This is a genomic window from Mycobacterium sp. Soil_C_30 (assembly GCF_057656995.1).
On record NZ_JBDGJH010000004.1, the window covers coordinates 482,495 to 505,008 of the forward strand.

24 protein-coding genes are annotated in these 22,514 nt (G+C 67.9%); 14 read left to right on the forward strand and 10 right to left on the reverse strand.

Annotation, left to right across the window (positions count from 1 at the left end; all coding sequences use genetic code 11):
* Positions 1 to 11 precede the first annotated feature (11 nt).
* From AC3A6P_RS10515 to AC3A6P_RS10560, 10 genes are read left to right on the forward strand one after another with little or no spacing between them, the layout of a single operon-like run.
* Positions 12 to 1,064, forward strand: coding sequence for an ABC transporter substrate-binding protein (locus tag AC3A6P_RS10515; protein WP_487691404.1), 1,053 nt, complete (start codon positions 12 to 14; stop codon positions 1,062 to 1,064).
* A complete protein-coding gene (locus tag AC3A6P_RS10520) occupies positions 1,064 to 2,305 on the forward strand; it encodes an amidohydrolase family protein (protein ID WP_487691405.1) in 1,242 nt (413 codons plus the stop codon). The genes AC3A6P_RS10515 and AC3A6P_RS10520 overlap by 1 nt, the downstream gene beginning before the upstream one ends.
* The gene (locus AC3A6P_RS10525; protein ID WP_487691406.1) at positions 2,305 to 3,099 is read left to right on the forward strand and encodes an ABC transporter ATP-binding protein; all 795 of its coding nucleotides are present in this window, start codon (positions 2,305 to 2,307) and stop codon (positions 3,097 to 3,099) included. The genes AC3A6P_RS10520 and AC3A6P_RS10525 overlap by 1 nt, the downstream gene beginning before the upstream one ends.
* On the forward strand, positions 3,096 to 3,911 hold the full coding sequence (locus AC3A6P_RS10530) for an ABC transporter permease (protein ID WP_487691407.1): 816 nt from the start codon (positions 3,096 to 3,098) through the stop codon (positions 3,909 to 3,911). The genes AC3A6P_RS10525 and AC3A6P_RS10530 overlap by 4 nt, the downstream gene beginning before the upstream one ends.
* On the forward strand, positions 3,908 to 4,693 hold the full coding sequence (locus tag AC3A6P_RS10535; RefSeq protein WP_487691409.1) for an ABC transporter permease: 786 nt from the start codon (positions 3,908 to 3,910) through the stop codon (positions 4,691 to 4,693). The genes AC3A6P_RS10530 and AC3A6P_RS10535 overlap by 4 nt, the downstream gene beginning before the upstream one ends.
* Positions 4,690 to 6,069 (forward strand): allantoinase AllB, encoded by a 1,380-nt coding sequence (gene allB / locus AC3A6P_RS10540; RefSeq protein WP_487691410.1) that lies wholly within the window; start codon positions 4,690 to 4,692, stop codon positions 6,067 to 6,069. Before AC3A6P_RS10535 ends, allB begins: the two co-directional genes overlap by 4 nt.
* Positions 6,066 to 6,920 (forward strand): shikimate dehydrogenase family protein, encoded by an 855-nt coding sequence (locus AC3A6P_RS10545; RefSeq protein ID WP_487691412.1) that lies wholly within the window; start codon positions 6,066 to 6,068, stop codon positions 6,918 to 6,920. Before allB ends, AC3A6P_RS10545 begins: the two co-directional genes overlap by 4 nt.
* On the forward strand, positions 6,917 to 7,594 hold the full coding sequence (locus AC3A6P_RS10550) for a GntR family transcriptional regulator (protein ID WP_487691414.1): 678 nt from the start codon (positions 6,917 to 6,919) through the stop codon (positions 7,592 to 7,594). The genes AC3A6P_RS10545 and AC3A6P_RS10550 overlap by 4 nt, the downstream gene beginning before the upstream one ends.
* Positions 7,591 to 7,983, forward strand: a complete 393-nt coding sequence (locus tag AC3A6P_RS10555; protein WP_487691416.1) for an allophanate hydrolase-related protein — start codon at positions 7,591 to 7,593, stop codon at positions 7,981 to 7,983. The genes AC3A6P_RS10550 and AC3A6P_RS10555 overlap by 4 nt, the downstream gene beginning before the upstream one ends.
* Entirely contained in the window at positions 7,980 to 9,575 is a 1,596-nt protein-coding gene (locus AC3A6P_RS10560; protein WP_487691418.1) for a gamma-glutamyltransferase family protein, read from the forward strand. The genes AC3A6P_RS10555 and AC3A6P_RS10560 overlap by 4 nt, the downstream gene beginning before the upstream one ends.
* Here AC3A6P_RS10560 and AC3A6P_RS10565 read toward each other — a convergent pair.
* From AC3A6P_RS10565 to AC3A6P_RS10605, 9 genes are all read right to left on the reverse strand, one after another.
* Positions 9,572 to 9,895 (reverse strand): hypothetical protein, encoded by a 324-nt coding sequence (locus AC3A6P_RS10565; protein WP_487691420.1) that lies wholly within the window; start codon positions 9,893 to 9,895, stop codon positions 9,572 to 9,574. The genes AC3A6P_RS10560 and AC3A6P_RS10565 overlap by 4 nt on opposite strands.
* 6 nt (positions 9,896 to 9,901) lie before the next feature.
* Complete coding sequence (locus AC3A6P_RS10570; protein ID WP_487691422.1) at positions 9,902 to 11,308, reverse strand: PE-PPE domain-containing protein; 1,407 nt, start codon at positions 11,306 to 11,308, stop codon at positions 9,902 to 9,904.
* 175 nt (positions 11,309 to 11,483) lie between these two features.
* Complete coding sequence (locus AC3A6P_RS10575; RefSeq protein WP_487691424.1) at positions 11,484 to 13,283, reverse strand: acetyl/propionyl/methylcrotonyl-CoA carboxylase subunit alpha; 1,800 nt, start codon at positions 13,281 to 13,283, stop codon at positions 11,484 to 11,486.
* Between the two features lie 159 nt (positions 13,284 to 13,442).
* Positions 13,443 to 14,237, reverse strand: coding sequence for a hypothetical protein (locus tag AC3A6P_RS10580; RefSeq protein ID WP_487691426.1), 795 nt, complete (start codon positions 14,235 to 14,237; stop codon positions 13,443 to 13,445).
* Between the two features lie 224 nt (positions 14,238 to 14,461).
* On the reverse strand, positions 14,462 to 14,872 hold the full coding sequence (locus AC3A6P_RS10585; RefSeq protein ID WP_487691460.1) for a SufE family protein: 411 nt from the start codon (positions 14,870 to 14,872) through the stop codon (positions 14,462 to 14,464).
* A gap of 184 nt (positions 14,873 to 15,056) precedes the next feature.
* The gene (locus tag AC3A6P_RS10590) at positions 15,057 to 15,953 is read right to left on the reverse strand and encodes a sulfurtransferase (protein ID WP_487691427.1); all 897 of its coding nucleotides are present in this window, start codon (positions 15,951 to 15,953) and stop codon (positions 15,057 to 15,059) included.
* A 10-nt stretch (positions 15,954 to 15,963) separates the two neighbouring features.
* Positions 15,964 to 16,605, reverse strand: coding sequence for a Maf family protein (locus tag AC3A6P_RS10595; RefSeq protein WP_487691429.1), 642 nt, complete (start codon positions 16,603 to 16,605; stop codon positions 15,964 to 15,966).
* Positions 16,602 to 16,880: an acyl-CoA carboxylase subunit epsilon gene (locus AC3A6P_RS10600; protein WP_487691430.1), complete on the reverse strand. Its 279-nt coding sequence runs from the start codon at positions 16,878 to 16,880 to the stop codon at positions 16,602 to 16,604. The genes AC3A6P_RS10595 and AC3A6P_RS10600 overlap by 4 nt, the downstream gene beginning before the upstream one ends.
* Positions 16,881 to 16,951: 71 nt before the next feature.
* Complete coding sequence (locus AC3A6P_RS10605) at positions 16,952 to 18,592, reverse strand: acyl-CoA carboxylase subunit beta (protein WP_487691431.1); 1,641 nt, start codon at positions 18,590 to 18,592, stop codon at positions 16,952 to 16,954.
* 586 nt (positions 18,593 to 19,178) lie between these two features.
* Between AC3A6P_RS10605 and AC3A6P_RS10610 the strand changes: the two genes are divergently transcribed.
* Positions 19,179 to 19,697, forward strand: coding sequence for a PH domain-containing protein (locus AC3A6P_RS10610; protein WP_487691432.1), 519 nt, complete (start codon positions 19,179 to 19,181; stop codon positions 19,695 to 19,697).
* On the opposite strand, the gene AC3A6P_RS10615 is transcribed toward AC3A6P_RS10610, so the two are convergent.
* Entirely contained in the window at positions 19,652 to 20,329 is a 678-nt protein-coding gene (locus AC3A6P_RS10615; RefSeq protein ID WP_487691433.1) for a GtrA family protein, read from the reverse strand. The genes AC3A6P_RS10610 and AC3A6P_RS10615 overlap by 46 nt on opposite strands.
* A gap of 102 nt (positions 20,330 to 20,431) precedes the next feature.
* Here AC3A6P_RS10615 and AC3A6P_RS10620 point away from each other — a divergent pair, with 102 nt between their 5' ends.
* From AC3A6P_RS10620 to AC3A6P_RS10630, 3 genes are all read left to right on the forward strand, one after another.
* Positions 20,432 to 21,631: a 5-(carboxyamino)imidazole ribonucleotide synthase gene (locus tag AC3A6P_RS10620; RefSeq protein ID WP_487691434.1), complete on the forward strand. Its 1,200-nt coding sequence runs from the start codon at positions 20,432 to 20,434 to the stop codon at positions 21,629 to 21,631.
* On the forward strand, positions 21,631 to 22,149 hold the full coding sequence (gene purE, locus AC3A6P_RS10625; RefSeq protein WP_487691435.1) for a 5-(carboxyamino)imidazole ribonucleotide mutase: 519 nt from the start codon (positions 21,631 to 21,633) through the stop codon (positions 22,147 to 22,149). The genes AC3A6P_RS10620 and purE overlap by 1 nt, the downstream gene beginning before the upstream one ends.
* Before the next feature lie 90 nt (positions 22,150 to 22,239).
* A partial coding sequence (locus AC3A6P_RS10630) for an acyl-CoA dehydrogenase family protein (protein ID WP_487691436.1) occupies positions 22,240 to 22,514 on the forward strand: 275 nt, incomplete at its 3' end.

Here is a 22,514-nt window from a genome sequence, read left to right on the forward strand (position 1 = left end):
CAGGAGACCTCATGAACCATTTCCCGGCGCGACCCCTCGACCGCCGCACCGTGATGCGCGGGCTGTTCGGCGCGGCCACCCTGGCCGTGGCCGGGCCCGTGCTGGCCGCATGCTCGTCGGCCGCGGAGCCATCGGAGGTGCCTGGACTCACCACGGTCACCGCACAACTCGGCTGGAAGAAACTGACCCAGTTCGGCGGGCACTTCGCGGCCTTGAAGAACAAGTACTTCGAGGAAGAAGGCATCAACGCCGTATTCCTGTCCGGCGGGCCCAACATCGACCCGGTCAAGGTGGTGACCACCGGACAGGCTGATATCGGAGACGCCAACGGATCCGACATCATCATCGCCAGCAGCCAGGGCATCCCCGTGCAGGCGTTCGCGACGATCTACCAGGAAACGCCGAACGCGCTGATGTCGCTGAAGTCCAACCCGGTGACCACCCTGGCGCAGATGAGCGGCAAGACCATCGGCCTGCCCACCGGGGAGCAGGCGCTACTGACGGCGATGCTGACCAAGGCCGGAGTCGACCCCGCCAGCGTCACCATGGTCCCGGTAGGGACCGACCCGTCCATCCTGAGCTCCAAGCAGGTGGACGGCTACATCGGATACGGCACCCAGCAGGGACTCTCACTGCAACAGCAGGGCGTCGACGTCGACATCATCTACTTCGCCGAACTCGGCAACCCCGACTACGGCAACGCGCTGTTCGCCACCAGCGACACCGTGTCCGGCAAGGCCGATCTGCTGGCCAAGTGGCTGCGCGCGGACAGGCGGGGATGGGAGTACTTCGTCGCCAACCCGGAGGAGATCGCGCAGTACACCTGGGACCAGTACCACCAGGAGACGGGTGCGGTGCTGGCCGACGAAAAGCTCTCCGCCGCAGCGGCGGTGCCGCTGATCACCTCGGGAGCCGCCCAGCAGAACGGGTTGATGTGGATCGAGCCGGCGACGTTCACCACGATCGCGCAGCTGTACTCCGACGCCGGCGATCTCGCAGCACCCGTCGATACCGATGCCGTCATGACGCAGTCGATTCTGTCGGCGGCCGCCGAGGACACCTGATGGCGCGCCATGACGTCGTGGCGGTACTCGGACCCGACGGACGGTCGGCGTCCGGGCCGACGGCCATCACCGTCACCGGCGAACGGATCGCCGCCATGGCCGCGCTCGAGTCGACCGGATCGACTCTGGTGGCGATGTCACCCCTGGTGAACAGCCATGATCACGGCCGCGGCTACGGTCTGTCTGTCGCCGGGATCGCGGACGGACCCCTGGAGAGCTGGATCCCCCGGCTGGCCGACGACAGCCGCGACCAGACGAATCTGGTGGGCAACGCAGCGCGACAGCTGCTCGGCCACGGAGTGGGCGCAGCGGTGTTCTGTGTCAACCCCGGCACTCCCGACATCGGCGTAGAACTCGAAGAGGCTTACCACGCAGCGGTTTCCGCTGGGATCAGAGCAGCGGTGGTGGTGCCCTACGCCGATACCGGCGGCCGGATGCGAGGCCGCGACGACCGCGGTGACACCGCCGACCTGACCGCCCGGCTGCAGCTGTTCGCCCGGCTGCCCGCCCGTCTCCCCGCCGTCGACTGGCAGCTCGGACCAGTGGGTCCGCAATGGGTCACCGAACGGGCAACGAGCGCGCTCAACGAGTTCGCGCTCGAGCACGGTGTGCGGCTGCACATGCACCTGCTGGAATCGCCCGCGCAGCGGGTCTGGGCCGACGAGGTGTACCCCGAAGGTCTCGTCCACCGGCTCGATCAGTTGGGCGTTCTCGGCCCGCACATCTGGTTCGCACACGGCACTCAGCTGCGTCCCGACGAGATCGCCCTGCTCACCGAACGTGGCTGCGGACTGGCGGTCAACGCGAGCTCCAACCTGCGACTGTGCTCCGGTGTACCGCCGGTGGCGGAGCTGCTGCACAGCGGCATGAAACCCGGAATGGGGCTGGACGGGCTGACCCTCAACGACGACGGCGACCCGTGGACCGAACTGCGGCTGCTGCGTGGACTGGTGCAGGCACACATGCATGAGAGTGCCTGTGCCGCTGACATTCTCGCCATGGGTTTCCAGGCCGGCGCGGTGGGGCCACAGCGACCCGTGGCGATCGCCGAAGGTGCGGTGGCCGACCTGCTGATCGCCGACATCGGCCCGCGGGCGCGGCTGATCGGCCGCCCGGGGTGGTCGGTTGCCGACGCCGTGTTGGCCGCTCCGCTGAGCGTCGCCGCCTTGTGGGTCGACGGCCGCGCCGTGCACTCCGCCGGCGCGCATGCCCCGGTTCCACTGACCATCGGAGAACTGTGATGACCGATTTGACGGTCGACCCCAGCGCGCAGCGCACGTCGCTGGGGCTCGACATCACCAATGTCTCCTACGAGTACCGCAGCGGGCGCACCCGCACACCGGCAGTACGTGAGGTGTCTCTGAACCTGGAACCCGGACGGGTCGGAGTGCTGCTCGGGCCGTCGGGCTGTGGCAAGTCGACGCTGCTGCGGATGGCGGCGGGACTCGTCGATCCCACCGACGGGAAGATCTCGTACACCGGAACCTCGGCGCACCAGCTGCGGGCGGCCCGGCGGATCGGCTTCGCCTTCCAGGACCCGTCGCTGCTGTCATGGCGGTCGGTCCGCAAGAACATCGAGTTGCCGTTCGACCTGGCCGGCCTACCGAAAGACAGCGCCTGGGTCGACCACCTGCTGGCCATCACCTCGCTGACCGAGTGGGCCGGGCACCGCCCGCGCCAGCTGTCGGGCGGTATGCGGCAACGGGTTTCGGTCGCCCGCGCGCTGGCCACAAAGCCGTCGGCGCTGCTCCTCGACGAACCCTTCGGCGCACTCGACGAGATCACCCGTAGCCAGCTCAACCTCGAACTCCTGGCCATCCTCGACGACACCGGCACCACCTGCCTCATGGTCACCCACTCGGTGGAGGAGGCGGTGCTGCTGGGTGACCGGGTGGTGGTGCTCTCACCACGGCCCTGCACGCCGCGGGCCGTCCACGATGTCGACGTCGCCCGTTCCGACCGCCGGGCGTTCCGGGACACCGCACAGTTCGCCGCGCTGTGTGCCGAGATCCGCGCCAGCCTGGAGGTGTCATGACCGCCGCCGCCGTGACGACGCCGACGATGACCCGTCCGGTGATAACCCCCCGCGCACCGGTCCCACGGCTGGCACGCGAAGCACTGTGGCTCGCCGGTGGCACAACGGTCTTGCTGGCGGCCTGGTGGGCGGTCGCCGCCGCCGGGGCGCTCGGACCCAGTTTCATCGGCCCGGACGTGGCCGTCGGCACGCTCGTCGATCAGTGGGGAATCATCTGGTACAACGCAGAGCCCACGCTGGCCGCCGCCGTGACCGGTGCAGTGCTGCTGCTGGCGATCACCGCGGCCGGCCTGGTCGTGGTGGGCATGGCGCCGTGGTTGTCCCCGTGGCTGGTCAGCGTCAGCGTCGTCGTGGGCAGCCTGCCGCTGATCAGTGCCACCCCGGTGTTGTCGATCCTGATCCCGCGCGGAAGCTCACTGATCACCGTCGTCACCGTGCTCAGCGGGCTGGTTCCCGTCGCCGCCATGCTGGGCGCCGCCGCCCACGCCACTCAGATCGGGCGTTCCGACCTCGGAGACCTGTACTCGGCCAGCTCCTTTCGATGGTGGCGTCACGTCGGCCTCGGCCGGACCGTCCCGATCGTCGACATCGGGCTGCGCGCCATGCTGCCGGCCTGCTTCGTCGGCGCCATCGTGGCCGAATGGTCCGGCGCCGCAGGCGAACGCGGCCTCGGCGGCCTGATGGCCAATGCCCTGTACAGCTATCAGGCCCCGCTGTTGTGGGCGGCGATGGTCCTCGCCGCGGCCGTCGCTGTCGCCCTGCTCGCCACCGTCGCCCTGATCATGCTGCCGATCCGGAAGGCCCTCACATGACCCGCGCCAATACCCGGGTGGTCGGGGGAGTGCTGCTCACCGTAGCGGCATTGATCGCCGGCTGGCAGCTGGCTATCTGGACCCACGAGATCCCCGCCTACAGCCTGCCCACGCCGGTGGCGACCCTGACCCACATCGGCGCCAACTCAGGCACCCTCGCCGGCAGCGCCGCAGCCACCCTCACCGCGGCCGCGGTCGGCATCGCCGTGGCAGGCGCGCTGGCCTTGCTGCTCGCACTGGCGGTGGTGCGCTGGCCCGTCCTGCACCGGCCGGTGACGGGGTACGCCCTGGTACTGCGCACGATTCCGATCGTCGGCGTGGCGCCCCTGATCACCCTGGTGGTCGGCCGCGGGTTGTGGACGTCGGTGCTGTGCGTGGTGATTGTCGCGACCTTCACGCTCTTCGTGTCGGCGGCGGCGAGTGTCCACGCCGCGCCTGCCGCCCTCGACGATCTGGCGGAGCTGTACCGGGCCGGGTTCCTCCGCCGGGCCCGCACCATGTACCTGCCGTCCGCGTGGGCCGGGCTGCTGGTGGGCCTGCGGATCACGGTGCCGCTGTCGGTGATGGCGGTCATCCTGTCGGAATGGCTGTCCGGCCGTCCCGGGCTGGGCAGCCTGATGGCCCTGTCGCAGGCCAATCGTGAAACACCGATGTTGTGGGCGGCCACCGTCGTCGCCGCCGGGCTGGGCCTGCTGTCCTACGCGCTGCCGGATCTGATCACCCACTTCGCCGAACGCCGCGGTTACACCACCGCGGTGGGCATCCAGGAGGCACACCGATGACCACACCCGTATACGACCTGGTGGTGCGCGGCGGCACCATCGTCACCCCGCACCGGCTGATCCGCGCCGACCTCGCCGTCAACGACGGCACCGTGTGTGCCATCGGGACCGGATTCGGCAAGGGCCGCAAGGAGGTCGATGCCGCCGAGCGGTATGTGATGCCCGGTGTCGTCGATGCTCATGTGCACTTCCGGGAGCCCGGGATGGCCTACAAGGAGGACTTCGGCACTGGCAGCAGGGCCGCCGCAGTCGGCGGTGTCACCACGGTCTTCGACATGCCCAACACGGTACCGCCGGTGGCGACCCTGGACATTTTCGCCCACAAACAGGAGTCGGTGGCCGACAAGGCCTTTGTCGACTACGGCCTCTACGGGATGCTCGGCCAGGACAACGCCGACGAGATCCCCAAGCTCGCCGGAGCAGGCGCCGTCGGCCTCAAACTCTTCATGGGCCAGACCACCGGCGACAATCCGTGTCCCGACGACGGCGCCATCTACCGCGGCCTGCTCGCGGCCAGAGAATCCGGTCTGGTGGTCGGGGTGCACGCCGAGAACAACCCGCTATTGCAACAACTCGCCAAAGAGCTTCGCGCACAGGGCCGAACCGACGTGCGGGCGCACCTGGAGAGCAGACCACCGCTGGTCGAGGTGGAAGCCGTCACGCGGATCGTGACCCTGGCCGGCGCCACCGGGACCACCCTGCACATCCACCACCTGTCCACCCGGGAGGGCCTGCAGCGGGTCCGGATGCTGCGCGGCCTCGGACACCGGGTGACCGTCGAGGCGCTCGTCGGGCACCTGCTCCTCGACGACTCCTCCTACGATGAGTTCGGCAACCTGGTCAAACTGAACCCGCCGGTACGGCCCGCCGAGCACGGCGAGGCACTATGGGACGGCATCGGCAGCGGTGACGTCGACATCATCGCCACCGACCACGCTCCGCACTCCGCCGAGGAACAGGCCGAGCCGGACGTGTGGTGCGCCCACGGCGGGTGGATCGGCGTCGAGACCAGTGTCCCGCTGATGCTGACCCAGGTTGCCAAGGGCCGCTTGAGTATTCACGACTTCGTGCGGCTGTGTTCGGCCAATCCGGCCCGGATCTGGGGCATCGATGACCGCAAAGGGCACCTCGACGTGGGCGCCGACGCCGACTTCATCCTCGTCGACCCCACCGCGGTGGGCACTATCAGGGGAACCCACCTGCACTCCAAACACCCCGTGACGCCCTATGAGGGTTGGTCGACCACCGGCGCTGTCGAAGCGACCTACCTGCGCGGTGAACTCATCGCCGAGCGCGGCGAGGTGGTGGGTGCACCCCGCGGTCGGCAGGTCGCACCCCGCGACACCACCGCCAGCACCTGGGGAGTGGCACTGTGACCGGCACGCTGAGCCAACCGCTGACCGCAGCGGTCGGGGAGTTCCTCGTCGCCGAACTGAGCGCACCTCCGACCGCCGAGTCGCGGCGGCGGGAAGTATCGGTGGCGGCCATCGGCACCACCGCCGACAAACCGCTGCGCTCACCGCAGCTGCGGCGCGCTCTCGACGAAGTGCAGCTGCCGGTAGCCCGGACCATGGCGTTTGCCGGTGCCGACGAGTTGCTGGCCGACGACGGCTGGGACATCGGGATCGTGCTGAGTCCCCACAAACTCGTCACCGCCGAACTCGTCACCCACCTGTCGCCGTCGGCGCAGCGCACCGGGGTGGTGGACACCGTACTGACCCGAGACGGGTACACCTACGGAGTGAACACCAACACCTGGGCGGTGCTGGCGGTACTGCGGAGGCTGATCGGCACCACCGCCCCGCGGCAGGTTCTTGTGCTGGGCTCCGGCGGCTCCACCCGGTCGGTGCTGCTGGCGATCGAACGGGCCTGGCCCGAGGTCGCAGCGGTGGTCAGCGCTCGTGACGCCGCCAAGGCAGCCCCGCTGGTCGAACGGTTCGGTGTCCGGGTCGCTCCGCCCGGCGAGATCGGCAGTGTCGAGGCCGATGTCGTGATCAACACCACCACGTGGGGAGAGACCCCTGAATCAGAGCAGACACCGTTCGCCTTCGATATCGACGCCGTATTGCGGCCGGGCAGCGCGTATTTCGACCTCAACAATCGGCGCTCCACCCTGGTCGAACGAGCATTGGACGCGGGCGCAGTGGCCATGTCGGGCATCTACATGCAGCAGGTCACCCACCGCTGCCGGGCGGCCGGCCTACGCCGATGGACGGATATCCGATGAGCGACGAAACAGTTTCCACGGCAACACTTTCGGCACGTGAGCGCACCTACACCTATCTGCGTCAGGCCATTGTCTCGGGTGAGCTGCCCAGCGGGCGACGGCTGGTCGAGGAGCAGATCGCCAGCGATCTCGGCGTCAGCCGCACCCCGGTGCGCGAGGCGCTACAACGGCTGGCCACCGAGGGCCTGATCGTGCGGCTGCGGCGCGGGCACCTGGAGGTGGTCAGTATCAGTCCCCGGGAACGGGAAGAGCTGCACCTGCTGCGCGTGGCGGTCGACCAGGTGGTGGCCACACTGCTCACCCAGAAGGTCACCGAGGTCGCCTGGCCCGAACTGTACGCGCTGCTGCAGCCGTTGGAGAGCGCCTACCGCGAACACGGCATCCACTCACCGGTGTACGCAATCGCGCACCTGGACCTGCACGCCGCCATCAACACGGCCGCATTCTCCGGCGCGGCGCGCACGCTGGCGGTGGGGACCTACATGTACCCCAGTGACGACTACGTACAGCAGGAAGGATACGAGCCGGTGGCCCAACATCGGGAACTGCTCGACGCGCTCGCCAGCGGAGACCAGGAGATTGCCCTCGCGGAGATGCGAGCACACGCCCGCCGCGGGCATCGAGAACAGGTGATGAACGAGCACCTGGCCGCCATCCGGTCGGAGCGGCCATGACGCCCCAGGTGCACTTCTTCGTCAACGGTCAGGCGATGACGGGCGGCTCGCTCAACGGCCCGCTGCACCGTAGCGGCGTCGCCCTCGGCCCCGCCAGCACCGCGCCGCGGTACCGCTTCTTCGCCTGCCGCGATCAGTTCCCCGCCCTGGTGCCCGCCGACACCGGCTGGGCGGTGCCCGGCGAGCTCTACCGTGTCAGCTACGCGGTACTACGGGACGAGGTGCTGCCTCTCGAACCAGCCGAGCTGGAGTTGTCGGTGATCGAACTTGCTGACGGGGGCGGCGCGCTGAGCATGGTGCTGCGCGCCGGGGTTTCGACGTCAGATCCCTGGATGACCGAGATCGAAGCGGGCAGCGGCTGGCGCGATTACCTGCTCAGCACCCGGTGAGTGCACTGGTGGCCGGCGCGCACGGCTGCGTGTCCACCCCGCATCGATTGTCCAGTGAGGCGGCACTGGAGGTTTTGAAGGCGGGCGGCAATGCAGTCGACGCTGCCGTGGTGGCCGCGACGGTGGCGGCGGTGGTGCAGCCGTTCTCCAGTGGCGTGGGCGGAGGTGGTTGGGCCACAGTGCATTCCGGCGCAACCGGCCACACCGAGGTGCTGGAGTTCCACGGCCGGGTGCCGCGGAACACCGGGCCTGAGATGTTCACTGCGGACGCAGAAGGACTGATCGACGGGCCGGCCCTGGAAGCCTCAGGGGCTGGGCTGCTGGGCAGTCTGGTGCCCGGCGCGCCCGCGGGTTGGGAGCAGCTGCTGGCCACCGCGGGAACCTGGTCGCTGGCGGCCGCGCTGCAGCCGGCCATCGGGTACGCCGAATTCGGGTTCGCTGTCTCCGAGCTGTTGCACGACACCATCGCCGGCGCCTGCCCCAAGCTGCGGGCGTGGCCGTCGAGTGCCGCGGTGTTCCTGCGCGACGGCGATCCGCTGCCCGCGGGCGCGACGCTGCGCCAGCCCGATCTGGCGGCCACGTTGCGCACGCTGGCCGACGGCGGGGCACAAGCCGCCTACACCGGGGAACTGGCGCAGCGGATCACCGGCTTCTACCAGTCGCACGGCGGGACACTGTCGATGTCGGATCTGGCCGACTACCGGCCGCGGTGGGCGGCACCCGGCGTCGGCATGTTCCGCGGCCACCGGGTGGTCGGTGCACCCGCCCCGCTGGGCGACCTCACCTTCGTGCAGGGCCTCCATCTGCTGGACCGGCTGCCCCGAGCGGCGTCACCGATCGACCCCGACTACGTGCATGCCAGCCTCGAGACCGCGAAGTTGATGCGCCGCGACCGCACCCGTTATCTTGGCGAATCAGAGTCGCCGGCCACCGCATTCGACTGGCTGGTGGAGCCAGACCACATCGCCGGCATGCTCGCTGAGGTCGGTCCGTACGCCAACACCACCCTGGTCGACACCGCGGGGCCGTCACACACCATCACTCTGGTGACCGTCGACGGTGCCGGCAACGCGGTACACCTGATGCAGACCGTCGGCGCGCCCTTCGGGGCCGGCGCGGTGGTGGCCGACACCGGCGTCGTCGCCAACAGCTCGCTGTACTTCGCGCACGTGGACCCGGCCCGGCCCAACTCAGTTGCCGGAGGCCGCCGACTCGAGCAAAATCCATGTACGGCAATGGTTTTCGATGAGGACGGAGCGATCCGGGTGATCGTCGGCTCACCCGGTGGCAAGACGCGGGTGGAAACCGTGCGCCAGATGCTGGCCAACGTCGTCGACTTCGGTATGGACATCCAGCGTGCGGTGGACCACCCGCGCTTCCTCAGCCATCCCGACGGCCGCACGGCGCTGCTGGAACCGGACTTCGCGTCGTGGGCTCCTCACCTGGCCGCCGAGCTGACCGCGCGCGGGCACGCCGTCGAATTCTGTGCCGACGGTTTCGGTACGGGGCAGGGGGTGGCCCGGGATCCCGGCACCGGCCTGCTCACCGGGGGCGCGGATCACCGGATGGAGTCTGTGGCCCTCGCCTTCTAGGGCAGGCCCAGGGCACCCTGGGCGAAACGGCGCACCGCCTCCTCGGCGGTGCGGGCCGCGTCATCGTGGCCGTCTCTGACCCGGGAGTGGACAGTGCCGTCGGTGGGGTTCAGGGCGGTCTCGGCGAGCATCTCGCCGGTGGTCGGCTCAGAAACCGCCCAGGTGTAACGGACGTCGTCGAGCCAGTCGCGGGTGCACCGATCGACGTAGGCGGGGTCGGCTTCGCCCAGATCGGCCAGCGCGGGCCGGTCATCGACACGCTCATCGGCTCGCAGCGCACGCAGGTACCAACTGCCCGCGTTGATTTCGACGGGTTCCATATCGGGTCAGGCGGCGTCGGCCGACTGCCGCCTGTTCGGGCTTCTCACGGAGTCCATCTTGGCGGTACTCGCCCTTTCGGTGGTGGTAGCCCGGCCCGGTCGCGTGTCGGTGGTGGCATCTTTGCGCCGGCCTGGCTGCTCTGCGTTGTCGGCGGCGCCGTCGGAAACACTGGCCGTGGTGTGCGGTCGGCCGGAGCGCTCACGCGCTGACGCCTCGTCGGGATCCGCGAGCTCACCACGCTTTACGGCCTTGCTCCGGGAGGTCTTGCCAGGCTGGGTCTGCACGCTGTCACCTGTGCCGGCGGGTTGCGCTGCGGTGTCGGGACCCGGGGCCTCGACGGCGGTGGCGTGCGGCGCGAGCGGGGCCACCGGGGTGGTGGGAGGGGAGCCCGGGGCCGGTGAACCGGTGATGCTCGCGACCGCGTCGTTGACGCCGGCAACCACCGAATGTGCAAGATCTGCAACCAGTTTCGCGAGATCGATCCTCGGGAACAGTCCTGCCGGAACCGGCTCGCCGACTGGGACGTCGCGGCGGTAGCCGAGGTCGACGAGCACTTTCAGTGCCGGTTCGACCAGTTTGAGAACCGGTTCGACGAAAAGCCGGAGCACAGGAACATCGTCGATCATCCGATAGAGCGGCATCAGAATCGGCAGGTGCGGCGCCGCGATGGTGACGTAGCTGATGCCGCGGGTCTGGTCGTAGTAGGTCATGTTGGGGTCGTCGAGCGCGTTGTCCGGGTCGGATTCCGGACCGACATAGTTGACGTGCAGCTCCTGAAAACCCATCACGGCATTGATCAGCGTCAGCGGCATCAGGGGATAGGCCGGGAAATCCGACACCGGGTCGTATTCGTAGCCGATGTCGGTGAGCTCGTACCGGGTGTCGGGGTTGGGGCCGGCGAAAACCACGTCGCCGATCGCCAAGCCCGGGAACCGGGCGTAAATGCCCCCGTTCGGGCGGTGCGGACTTCCGAACACGTAGAACTCGACCTGCTCGGGTGACAACGCCTCCGTCGCGTCCAGCTGCTTCATCTCCTCGATCACCACCACGGCGCCCGAGGAGTAACCGACGATCACCATCCGGTCGACGTCGTCGCCATCCTCGATGTCGCGGTAGAGCGTCACCGCGGTGTGGAGCCGGTTCAGGCCGTCGGCCTGCGACACCGCATACCCGGGGTCGAAGTCGAAAGAATCCGACAGCCACGGCACCTTCACCGTGTCGTAGCCGGGGAACGCGAAATTCGGGCCCTTGTGGTCGAAGTGCCCGTTGAGTTTCGCCTCGATTCCCGCGCCGTCGGGGTCGTTGTTGCCAGGAACCATCAGGACCGTCTTGGCCGACAACCACGCAGCTATCCCCGGCGACGGCCAGAACGCCCCGCCCACCACGATCATGGTCACGAAAACAGTGGTCACCACCGGCCGTGTGATACCGCGAATGCGCACGTTGACTCCCCGAAGTCAGCCTCGCTGAATTCGGGCAACGTTAACCGAGCTGTTTGCCAAATGTGGCGATACAGGAGAATTTCCTGAAGTCAGCGGTCCTCACCAGGTGGATCGGACCGCTGACTCGGCGCGCGGACGGAAGAGGTCAGTCCTTCAGTTCGGCGAGGACGGTGCCCTGGGTGACGGCCGCACCGGCCTCCACCGACAGGCCCGTGACCGTGCCGTCCTTGTGCGCGGTGACGGGGTTCTCCATCTTCATGGCTTCCAGCACCACGATCAGATCACCGGCGGAGACCTGCTGGCCCTCTTCGACGGCCACCTTGACCACGGTGCCCTGCATCGGGGCGGTCACCGCATCACCGGAGGCTGCCGCGCCGCCGCCACCGCCACGCTTGCGCGGCTTCGGCTTCTTGCGGATGACGCCGCTGCCACCGGCCGGGGCGCCGCCACCGAGGGCGAGATCCCCGGGCAGTGACACCTCGACCCGACGGCCGCCCACCTCGACGATGACGGTCTGACGGGGTGTCGCTTCCTCTTCGTCGACGGCTCCGCCGCCGGTGAAGGGTTCGATGGTGTTGTCCCATTCGGTCTCGATCCAGCGGGTGTGGACCGTGAAACCGTTCTCGTCGCCGATGAAGGCGGGGTCGGAGACCACGGCGCGGTGGAACGGGATGACGGTGGCCAGGCCTTCGACGGTGAATTCGGCCAGGGCGCGGCGGGAGCGTTCCAGGGCCTCTTCGCGGGTGGCGCCGGAGACGATCAGTTTGGCCAACATGGAGTCGAACTGGCCGCCGATCACGGAGCCGGTTTCCACGCCGGAGTCCAGGCGCACACCGGGGCCGGTGGGCGGGACGAAGTTGGTCACCGGGCCCGGGGCGGGCAGGAAGCCGCGGCCGGCGTCTTCGCCGTTGATCCGGAATTCGAAGGAGTGCCCGCGCGGGGTGGGGTCTTCGGTGATGTCGAGGGCTTCGCCGTTGGCGATGCGGAACTGCTGGCGCACCAGGTCGATGCCGGCGGTTTCCTCGGTGACCGGGTGTTCGACCTGCAGGCGGGTGTTGACCTCCAGGAAGGAGATCAGGCCGTCCTGGCCGACCAGGTATTCCACGGTGCCGGCGCCGTAGTAACCGGCTTCCTTGCAGATGCGTTTGGCGGACTCGTGGATCTCTTTGCGCTGCGCCTCGGTGAGGAAGGGCGCGGGGGCTTCTTCGACCAGTTTCTGGAAGCGGCGCTGCAGCGAGCAGTCGCGGGTGCCTGCCACCACCACGTTGCCGTGGGTGTCCGCGATGACCTGTGCCTCGACGTGGCGGGGCTTGTCCAGGTAGCGCTCGACGAAGCACTCACCGCGCCCGAAGGCGGCCACAGCCTCACGGGTGGCGGACTCGAACAGTTCGGGGATCTCTTCGAGGGTGCGGGCGACCTTCATGCCGCGGCCGCCGCCGCCGAACGCGGCCTTGATCGCGACGGGCACGCCGTACTCCTTGGCGAAGGCGACCACCTCGTCGGCGTCCTTGACCGGGTCAGGGGTGCCGGGCACCAGGGGGGCTTTGGCGCGGGCGGCGATGTGGCGGGCGGTGACCTTGTCGCCGAGGTCACGAATGGATTGAGGGCTGGGGCCGATCCAGATCAGGCCGGCGTCCAGGACGGCCTGGGCGAAATCGGCGTTCTCGGAGAGGAAGCCGTAGCCCGGGTGGATGGCGTTGGCGCCGGACTTGGCAGCGGCGTCGAGGATCTTGTCGAACACCAGGTACGACTCGGCCGAGGTCTGGCCGCCGAGGGCGAAGGCCTCATCGGCCAGGCGCACGTGGGGGGCGTCGGCGTCGGGTTCGGCGTAGACGGCCACGCTGGCCAGGCCGGCATCTTTGGCCGCACGGATCACCCGGACCGCGATCTCGCCGCGATTGGCGACGAGAACCTTGGAGATGCTCGAGCTGGCGTGACTAGGCACTGCGCCTCCTACTGAGTTAAGTCTGTTGGCCGAGGGCGGCCGTGTCTAAGAAACGTCTTTAAGAATCTATCGGGCAGTTTAAGCGCCCCGCCTGAAGCCGGCGTGAGGCGGTGCCGGTTACTGCAAAGTAAGTTGCATCGAGCGTTGTCAGGGTTGTGGTCAGTGCACCGGATTCTGGTGCACGCCGTCGCCGGTGCGTCGATTCCTGATGTGGGCGCGCCGCGCCCGCACGGCCCGCACAAGCGAGCCCTCTGGTCCGTACGGATGGCCGTACTGGAGGATGAGCGTCACCCGCAGCGTGTCCGACGGCCACGGCAGGGTGGCGTGGAGCGCGCGATAACCGCGGAACAGGTACACATCGCCGGGCGTGAGTCGCAGTGTGAACGCCCCCGGGTCGTCGTCGTAGCGCCGCCGCAGCCGGCGGCCATAGGCCTTGTTGTGCACCACGAGCCGCTCCGCCGCACTCAGCATCGCCCAGCGCCGGTGTGGGCGATGGTCGGGGAACATCGCGACGTGACCGGATCCGTCCTGGGGAATGACGAGGGGAACCAGCATCGTCACCGCGTTGGCGTCGTAGTGCCAGTCAAAGGGTGGCGAATCAACCGCTGAGCCGTCCAGGATGCGCAGCACTCGCTGGCGATAGCCGGCATAACCGGCGTCGGTGGACAGCGATGTGAGGCCGTGAAGGAAGGCTTCGACACGCTCGTCCTCCGCGAACTCCGAGATGGTGGGGCACTCCCAGTCGTCGGTGTCGACGAGGCTGTGTTCACCCGACCCGTGCCGAGCGATGTAACCGTCGATGTCCGCACGCGCGGCGGTCAGCCAGTCGGCGGAGATGACGCCCGCAAGGTGGACCAGCCCGTCGCGGTCGAGATCCTGCCGGGTATGGCTGACGTGCCCGGCGAGCTGAGCTGCGATGACGTCGCTGCGACGCCCGCTACGCGTCTCGGTCATTTGCTCGATCATAGTGGCAGTGTTCCCACCACAGGTTATTGCTGAACCTTCGTTCGCTAAGTGGCTCCTGCCCGGGTAACTGCAGGCCTGTCTGGCGCACTTGCCGGACAGGCCGGAACGCAGCGCTCAACAGCAGATGACGAGTCGCTGTGACGGCACAGCAAATCAGCGGAGCTGTACTGAGGGGCCGTCTCGACCCGCGCGCCGTGGATGGCCCCGGGCGCCTACCCGTCGCGCAGTCGGCGCTTGATGCGCGCCAGCATCGCCGACATGCCACGCAACCGCAGCGGGCTGATCAACGCCGCCAGCCCGAGTTCGGAGTAGAAGTCGTCGGGTACGGCGAGAATGTCGTCTTTGCTCTGCCCGTCCAGCCCGGTGGCGAGGATCGAGGCGAACCCCCGGGTGGTGGGTGCTTCAGCGGGCGCACTGAAAAAGAGCCGCACCCGCGCCGGGTCGGCGGCGTCGACGTGCAGGAACAGCGGCGACTGGCACTCCGGGACCGGCTCCATGGCCGCCTCTTCGAGATCGCCGGGCAGTTCGGGCAGGTCCTGCGCGAATTCGAGCAGCAGCTGGAGCTTGTCCTGACCCTGCATCTCGGCGAAGTCGGACACCACCTCAGCCAGAGGTGCGGGCATGCTCACGGGGCCCTCCTGTTCGCTTCGTTCCCGTCTCTCGGTGGCGCTCGTTCCGCTCACTCAGCTCACGGGTTTGATTGTTCGCTTCGTTCCCGTCTCTCGCTGGCGCTCGTTCCGCTCACTCAGCTCACGGGTTTGATTGTTCGCTTCGTTCCCGTCTCTCGCTGGCGCTCGTTCCGCTCACTCAGCTCACGGGCGCGTCTCCCGGCGCCTCACCCGCCACGATCGGGACCCGCACGGTGTTACCCCATTCGGTCCAGGAGCCGTCGTAGTTGCGGACGTTCTCCACGCCCAGCAGGTGGGTGAGCACGAACCAGGTGTGGCTGGAACGTTCACCGATGCGGCAATAGGCGATCACCGGTTTGCCGGCCTCGCCGACAAAGCTGTAGATCTCGTCGAGTTCGGCACGGCTGCGGAACCGGGAGTGGTCGTCAGCGGCCTTGGCCCAGGGGACGGAGACCGCGGTGGGGATGTGGCCGCCGCGCAGCGCGCCCTCTTCCGGGTAGTCCGGCATGTGGGTGCGCTCGCCGGTGTACTCCTGCGGGGAGCGCACATCGATGAGTGTCTCGGTGCCCAGCGTCGCGAGAACGTCGTCCTTGAAGGCGCGGATCGGTGCGTCATTACGCTCGACCACCGGGTAGCCGGTGGTGGTTCTGGTCGGCACGTCGAGCGTGGTGTCGCGGCCGTCGGAGATCCACAGATCGCGCCCACCGTTGAGCAGCCGGACGTCCTCGTGACCGAACAATGTGAACACCCACAGTGCGTAGGCCGCCCACCAGTTGCTCTTGTCGCCGTAGATCACCACGGTGTCGTCGCGCGAAATGCCTTTGCGGTCCATCAGTTCCGCGAACTGCTCGCCGGTGATGTAGTCGCGGACGTTCGGGTCGTTGAGGTCGGTGTGCCAGTCGATCTTCACCGCGCCGGGAATGTGGCCGATGTCGTAGAGCAGGACGTCTTCGTCGGACTCGACGATCACCAGACCCTTACTGCCCAGGTGTGCCGACAACCAGTCGGCGGTGACCAGGCGCTCGGGGTGGGCGTAGTCCTTGAGCTTGGGGCTGGGATCTGCAGGTAGCGGCACGATGACGAGCCTACCGGGGCGCGGCGGGGTTGGAGGCCCACAGCCGGGCCACCGACACGTCCAGGTCGGCCAGCAGCCGGCGAATCAACGGCAAGCTGATGCCGATCACATTCGACGGATCACCTTCGATGCGGTCGATGAACCAGCCGCCGAGGCCGTCGAGGGTGAAGGCCCCGGCGACGAACAACGGCTCACCCGAGGCTACGTAGGCATCGAGATCGGGTGGGGTGGGATCGCCGAAATGCACTGTGGTGCTCCCCGATTCGGCGCGCTGCTGGCTTTCCGAATTGTTGATCCTGAGCACGCAGTGGCCGGTGAACAGCTGTCCGCTGCGGCCGGCCATGGACTGCCATTGCGCACGCGCGGCCTCCGGCGTGCCGGGTTTGCCGCGCAACCGGCCGTCCAACAGGAGCATCGAATCACAGCCGATCACAACACAATCGCGTGTGATGTCCGCAGGCAGACCGGCGGCGACATCACGCGCTTTCGCGGTGGCCAGGGCCGTCACCACCTCGGCCGGGGGTGCGTCCGGGTGTGCCGCGATGACGGCGTCCTCGTCGACCCCGGAGACCATCACATGGGGATCGACACCGGCCTGGCGCAGAACCTTCAACCGCCCCGAAGAGGCTGACGCGAGAACCAGCCGCGTCATCGCCGCATATGTGTCCGCTCCAGCAGAGTGACGCGCTGCCAGCTGGTCAGGCCGTAGCGCAGCTTGTCGACGGGATGGCCCCAGGGGTTGAGCTCCTGCGGGCCCGGGTCGCCGGTGCCGCCCCCGGTCGCCGCGAACACGGCGACCAGCGCGGCGATCTCCTCATCGGTGGGCTCGCCGCTGACGATCTTGATCTCGGTGGGTGCCGGGGCAGGATCGTCGATGGTCATATCGCGCGGGTCGCTGACCTCGGTGATGTCGACGTGCTGAGACATGTGTGTTCCCTTCAGGGATTTCGGCGCGCTGGTAACCGCTCAGCGGTTACGGGCGCGCCGAAATCGCGGGGTCAGAGGGGGATGTTGCCGTGCTTCTTCGGCGGCAGCTGCGAGATCTTGCGCTCCAGCAGCCGCAGCGACGTGCCGATGTAGCCGCGGGTGTAGGACGGCGGGATCACCGCATCGACGTAGCCACGCTCGGCGGCGACGTACGGGTTCACCAGGGTGTCCTCGTAGTCCTGCTGCAGCTCCAGGCGCAGGGCATCAACGTCTTCGCCGTCCTGGGCCGCTTTCTTGAGCTGCTGGCGGTAGACGAAACCGACCGCCCCGGAGGCGCCCATCACGGCGATCTGTGCCGTCGGCCAGGCCACCACGACATCGGCGCCCATGTCCTTGGAGCCCATCACGCAGTAGGCGCCGCCGTAGGACTTGCGGGTGATGACGGTGATCTTGGCGACGGTGGCCTCACCGTAGGCGTAGAGCAGCTTGGCGCCGCGCCGGATGATGCCGTTGTACTCCTGATCGGTCCCGGGCAGGAACCCGGGCACGTCGACCAGCAGCACGATCGGGATGTTGAAGCAGTCGCAGGTCCGGATGAACCGGGCGGCCTTCTCCGAGGCATTGATGTCCAGGCAGCCGGCGAACTGGGTGGGCTGGTTGGCCACGATGCCGACCGGGCGGCCGTCGACCCGGCCGAAGCCGACCACGATGTTGCCCGCGTACCCGGCCTGGACCTCGAGGAACTCGTCGTCGTCGAGGATCCGGGTGATCACCTCGTGCATGTCGTACGGCTGGTTCGGCGAATCCGGGATCAGCGTGTCGAGTTCGAGATCTTCGTCGGTCAGGTTGTCCTCGACCGCGCCGGGATGCGGGGGCGCCGGGTAGCGCGGCGGCTCGGCGTAGTTGTTGGGAGGCAGGTAGGACAGCAGATCCCGCACGTAGTCGAAGGCGTCCTGCTCGCCGGAGGCGACGTAGTGCGCGGTACCCGACTTGGCCATGTGGGTGTGGGCGCCACCGAGTTCTTCCATGGTGACGTCCTCGCCGGTGACGGTCTTGATGACGTCCGGGCCGGTGATGAACATCTGGCTGGTCTGGTCGACCATGATGACGAAGTCGGTCAGCGCGGGGGAGTAGACGTGCCCACCGGCGGCGGCACCCATGATCAGCGAGATCTGCGGGATCACGCCGGAGGCCTTGATGTTGTTGTGGAAGATGCGGCTGTAGAGGCCCAGGGACACCACGCCTTCCTGGATGCGGGCGCCTGCACCGTCGTTGATGCCGATCAGCGGGCGGCCGGTCTTGATGGCCAGCTCCTGGACCTTGACGATCTTCTCGCCGTAGACCTCGCCGAGGCTGCCGCCGAACACCGTGGCGTCCTGGCTGAAGATGCAGACCTCGCGGCCGTCGATGGTGCCGTAGCCGGTCACCACGCCGTCACCGACCGGGCGGTTCTTGTCCAGCCCGAAGTTGGTGCTGCGGTGGCGTGCCAGCGCGTCGAGTTCGACGAAGGAGCCCTCGTCGAGCAGGGCGAAGATGCGCTCCCGGGCGGTCAGCTTGCCCTTGGCGTGCACCCGCTCCACGGCGGCTTCGCCGACGGGATGCTGCGCTTCTTCGACCCGCTTTCGCAGGTCGGCCAGCTTGCCTGCAGTGGTGTGGATATCGACCTTGCTCTCGGCGGGAACCCCGGCGTCAGGCTCGGTAACACTCGTCATGGCACTCGATGGTATCGGCTGCGTTCTTAGAGTTCCGTTAGGGATGGAGATCCGGGCGTCGGCGTGGCCCTCGAGAACACGGAAAACGAAGTCGGGCAACCTTGAGCGTTCGTTGGTTGACTTTGCAAGCATCTCCGCCTGATAGTTTGCTAACGTTTAATCCAACGGGCCTGGAAAATGCGCCCTAGCAGTAGTAACAATGTGTGTTTAACTCGTGACTAAGGGTTGCTGTTCTCGCGCCGGGAAGTAATCTGAGCTCGCCGGCAGCCGTCATCCCGCCGCGGTGGCGCACGCCGTGTCCCTGCGCCGCCGCGAGGTGGTCCGATGCCTTGGTGACGCGCCACATCGCGACGAACCCACGGAGATCGCCGATATCGGCTCAGGCGCGCCGACGTGATCGCACTCGCGGTGTCAGTCGGCGAGGGTGTCGAGGAGTACCGCAGGATTCTGACGGCCATTGCGTCGGGCGGTTCCTGGCGCGTCGGGCGTTCATCGGTGTCCGGAGTGCGCGTCGTGAACTCCTGTGACACGTACTGACCAGCCCGGATCGAGCCGCGGCGGCGGATTCCCTGGGTAAGGTGCCAGCGTGGGCTACCCGGATAACGTTCTTGCCAGAGACGAACAGGTGGTGTTGCACCGGCACCCGCACTGGAAGCGGCTCGTCGGCCCCATCTTCATCCTGGTGCTCGTCACCGCCCTGGCGGCCTTCGGCGCCGCGGTGGTGAACAACACCGACTGGGAGGCGACGGCCAAGACCGTGGTCTCGGTGGTGATCGCGGCGCTGTGGCTGATCATCGTCGGATGGCTGACGGTGTGGCCGTTCCTCAACTGGTGGACCACCCACTTCGTGATCACCGACCGGCGGGTGATGTTCCGGCACGGCTTGATCACCCGCAGCGGTATCGACATCCCGTTGGCCCGGGTCAACAGTGTCGAATTCCGCCACGGCCTACTCGACCGAATCCTTCGGACCGGAACGCTGATCATCGAATCGGCGTCGCAGGACCCACTGGAGTTCTACGACATCCCGCGAGTGGAGCAGGTCCACTCGCTGCTGTATCACGAGGTCTTCGACACCCTCGGCTCAGAGGAGTCGCCCAGCTGATCGGGCGGCCGCCGGCGCAACGGGGTGACGGTGCCGTCGCCCACCGAGTCCTCGGCGAGGCCGTGGCGCAGTTCGTATTCGTCCTCGAGCGCCTCGGCGATACCGCCGCCGGTCAGCGTCGACTCCAGCGCCTTCTCCGGATTGCGCGCGAACTCATCGGGGAACACGAACCGGCGGAACGCCCAGAACCGGAACGCCATCTGGAGCAGGTTGCCGATGATGTAGGCCGAGATGAAGTCTGCGATGTTCTCGATGGTCAGCGACACCACCGGCACCCGCAACATCAGCATGTAGCTGGAGATCCACAGCGGGATCATCGACAGCAGCACCCCGACGGCACTCACGCCGAAGAACAACAGTGCCTCGTGGTGCCGTTCGCGTCCGCCCCGGTCCCGGAAGCTCCATTCCCGGTTCAGGATGTAGGACGCGATGACCGCGACGATGCCCGCGATGATCTTCGCGGTCACCGGCTTGGGTTCGAGGATGGTCAGCTTGAGGGTGAAGAAGATCGCCGAATCGATGACGAACGTCGTGGCGCCGACGATGGCGAATTTGATGAGTTCGTGATGCCGTTCGGCGAACGGGCGGACCGGGCGAGGCAACCGCGCGATCGTGGCATCAGCGAAGGACATAGATAGGCAGTGTACGTAGCGCCCCTGTGGCCGCGTAATCGTCGAACATCGCCGCTGTTCACCGGCTTAACCCGGCCGCGACCGTCATGACACCATGTTGGCGTGCCGAGATCTTCCAAAGACGCCCCTGTCGTCGCCATGATCGGTGGCGGCCAGTTGGCCCGAATGACCCATCAAGCCGCCATTGCGCTGGGCCAGACGCTGCGTGTCCTGGCCGTCGATTCCGGTGATCCCGCCGCCCAGGTGAGCCCGGACGTGGTGATCGGCTCCCACACCGACTTCGACGCGCTGCACCGGGCCGCCACCGGCGCCACGGTGCTGACGTTCGACCACGAGCACGTGCCCACCGAACTGCTCGACAAGCTGGTGGCCGAGGGCGTCAACGTCGCTCCGCCGCCGCAGGCCCTGGTGCACGCACAGGACAAACTGCTCATGCGGCAGCGCCTGAGCGCACTCGGCGCGCCGGTGCCGCGATTCGCCGCGGTCGAGACCGCCGACGACGCGGCCGCGTTCACCGAAAAGATCGGCGGCCCCACGGTGCTCAAGACCGTGCGCGGCGGCTACGACGGGCGCGGGGTGTTGATGGCCGACGACGCCGCCGCCGCGCGGGCGATCGCCGAGCGGTATCTCGCCGACGGTGTGCCGGTGATGATCGAAGAGCGGGTGGCGATGCGCCGGGAGCTGGCAGCCCTGGTGGCGCGTTCGCCGTTCGGGCAGGGCGCGGCCTGGCCGGTGGTGGAAACCGTGCAACGCGACGGCATCTGCGTCGAGGTCATCGCCCCGGCCCAGGAGTTACCCGACGGATTGGGTGCGGCGGCGCAGGAACTCGGGCTGCGACTGGCGAACGAACTCGGTGTGGTGGGGGTGCTGGCGGTCGAACTGTTCGAGACCGAGGACGGCTCGCTGCTGGTCAACGAGCTGGCGATGCGGCCGCACAACTCCGGGCACTGGACCATGGACGGTTCGGTCACCAGCCAGTTCGAGCAGCATCTGCGCGCGGTGCTCGACTATCCACTGGGCGATACCGCTGCCCGCGCCGAGGTGACGGTGATGGCCAATGTGCTTGGGGCTCCCGAGATTCCGACCATGAGCGTCGACGAGCGGGTTCATCACCTGTTCGGCCGGATGCCCGAGGCCAAAGTGCATCTCTACGGAAAGGGCGAGCGGCCCGGGCGCAAGCTCGGCCATGTCAACATCGTCGGAGTGCCCGGCCAGGGCGTCGCGGAGATCAGAGAACGCGCCAACCGCGCGGCACACTGGCTGTCGCACGCCGAATGGACCGACGGATGGGACGGACACTGATGACTGGCACGGGCCCCCGGGTTGGGCTGATCATGGGCAGCGACAGCGACTGGACAGTGATGTCCGACGCCGCCGACGCGCTGGCCGAGTTCGAGATCCCGTTCGAGGTGGGTGTCGTCTCCGCCCACCGCACACCAAGCCGGATGCTCGACTACGCCCAGCGTGCCGCCGACCGTGGCATCGAAGTCATCATTGCCGGCGCCGGTGGTGCCGCGCACCTGCCGGGCATGGTGGCCTCGGCCACCCCGCTGCCGGTCATCGGGGTGCCGGTACCGCTGGCACGCCTCGACGGCCTGGACTCGCTGCTGTCGATCGTCCAGATGCCGGCGGGCGTGCCTGTGGCCACCGTCTCGATCGGTGGGGCGCGTAATGCGGGCCTGCTGGCGGTGCGGATCCTGGGCGCTTCCGACGCCGGTCTGCGGGCGCGAATGGTGGCCTTCCAGGCTGATCTCGAAGCGATGGTGCTGAAGAAGGATGCCGCGCTGCGGGATCGACTACTCGGAGACGCATCAGGCTAGTAAAGTTACTGACGAGTAGCTAGCCCGGTCGCCGATGCGGCGACGAAGGAGCCGGGGAGGCGGGGCCGGGCTGAATGTGCAGGAGGCACGATGGCTGGTTGGGCCGGTAATTCGTCATTTGATTTGTTTGCGTTGCCGGAGGAGCACGACGAGTTGCGTGCGGCGATCCGGGCGCTCGCGGAGAAGGAGATCGCTCCGTATGCCGCGGATGTGGATGAGAATTCGCGGTTTCCGCAGGAGGCCCTCGACGCGTTGAACGCCTCGGGGTTCAATGCCGTGCACATCCCAGAGGAGTTCGGCGGCCAGGGCGCGGATTCGGTGGCGGCGTGCATCGTCATCGAAGAGGTGGCTCGCGTGGATGCCTC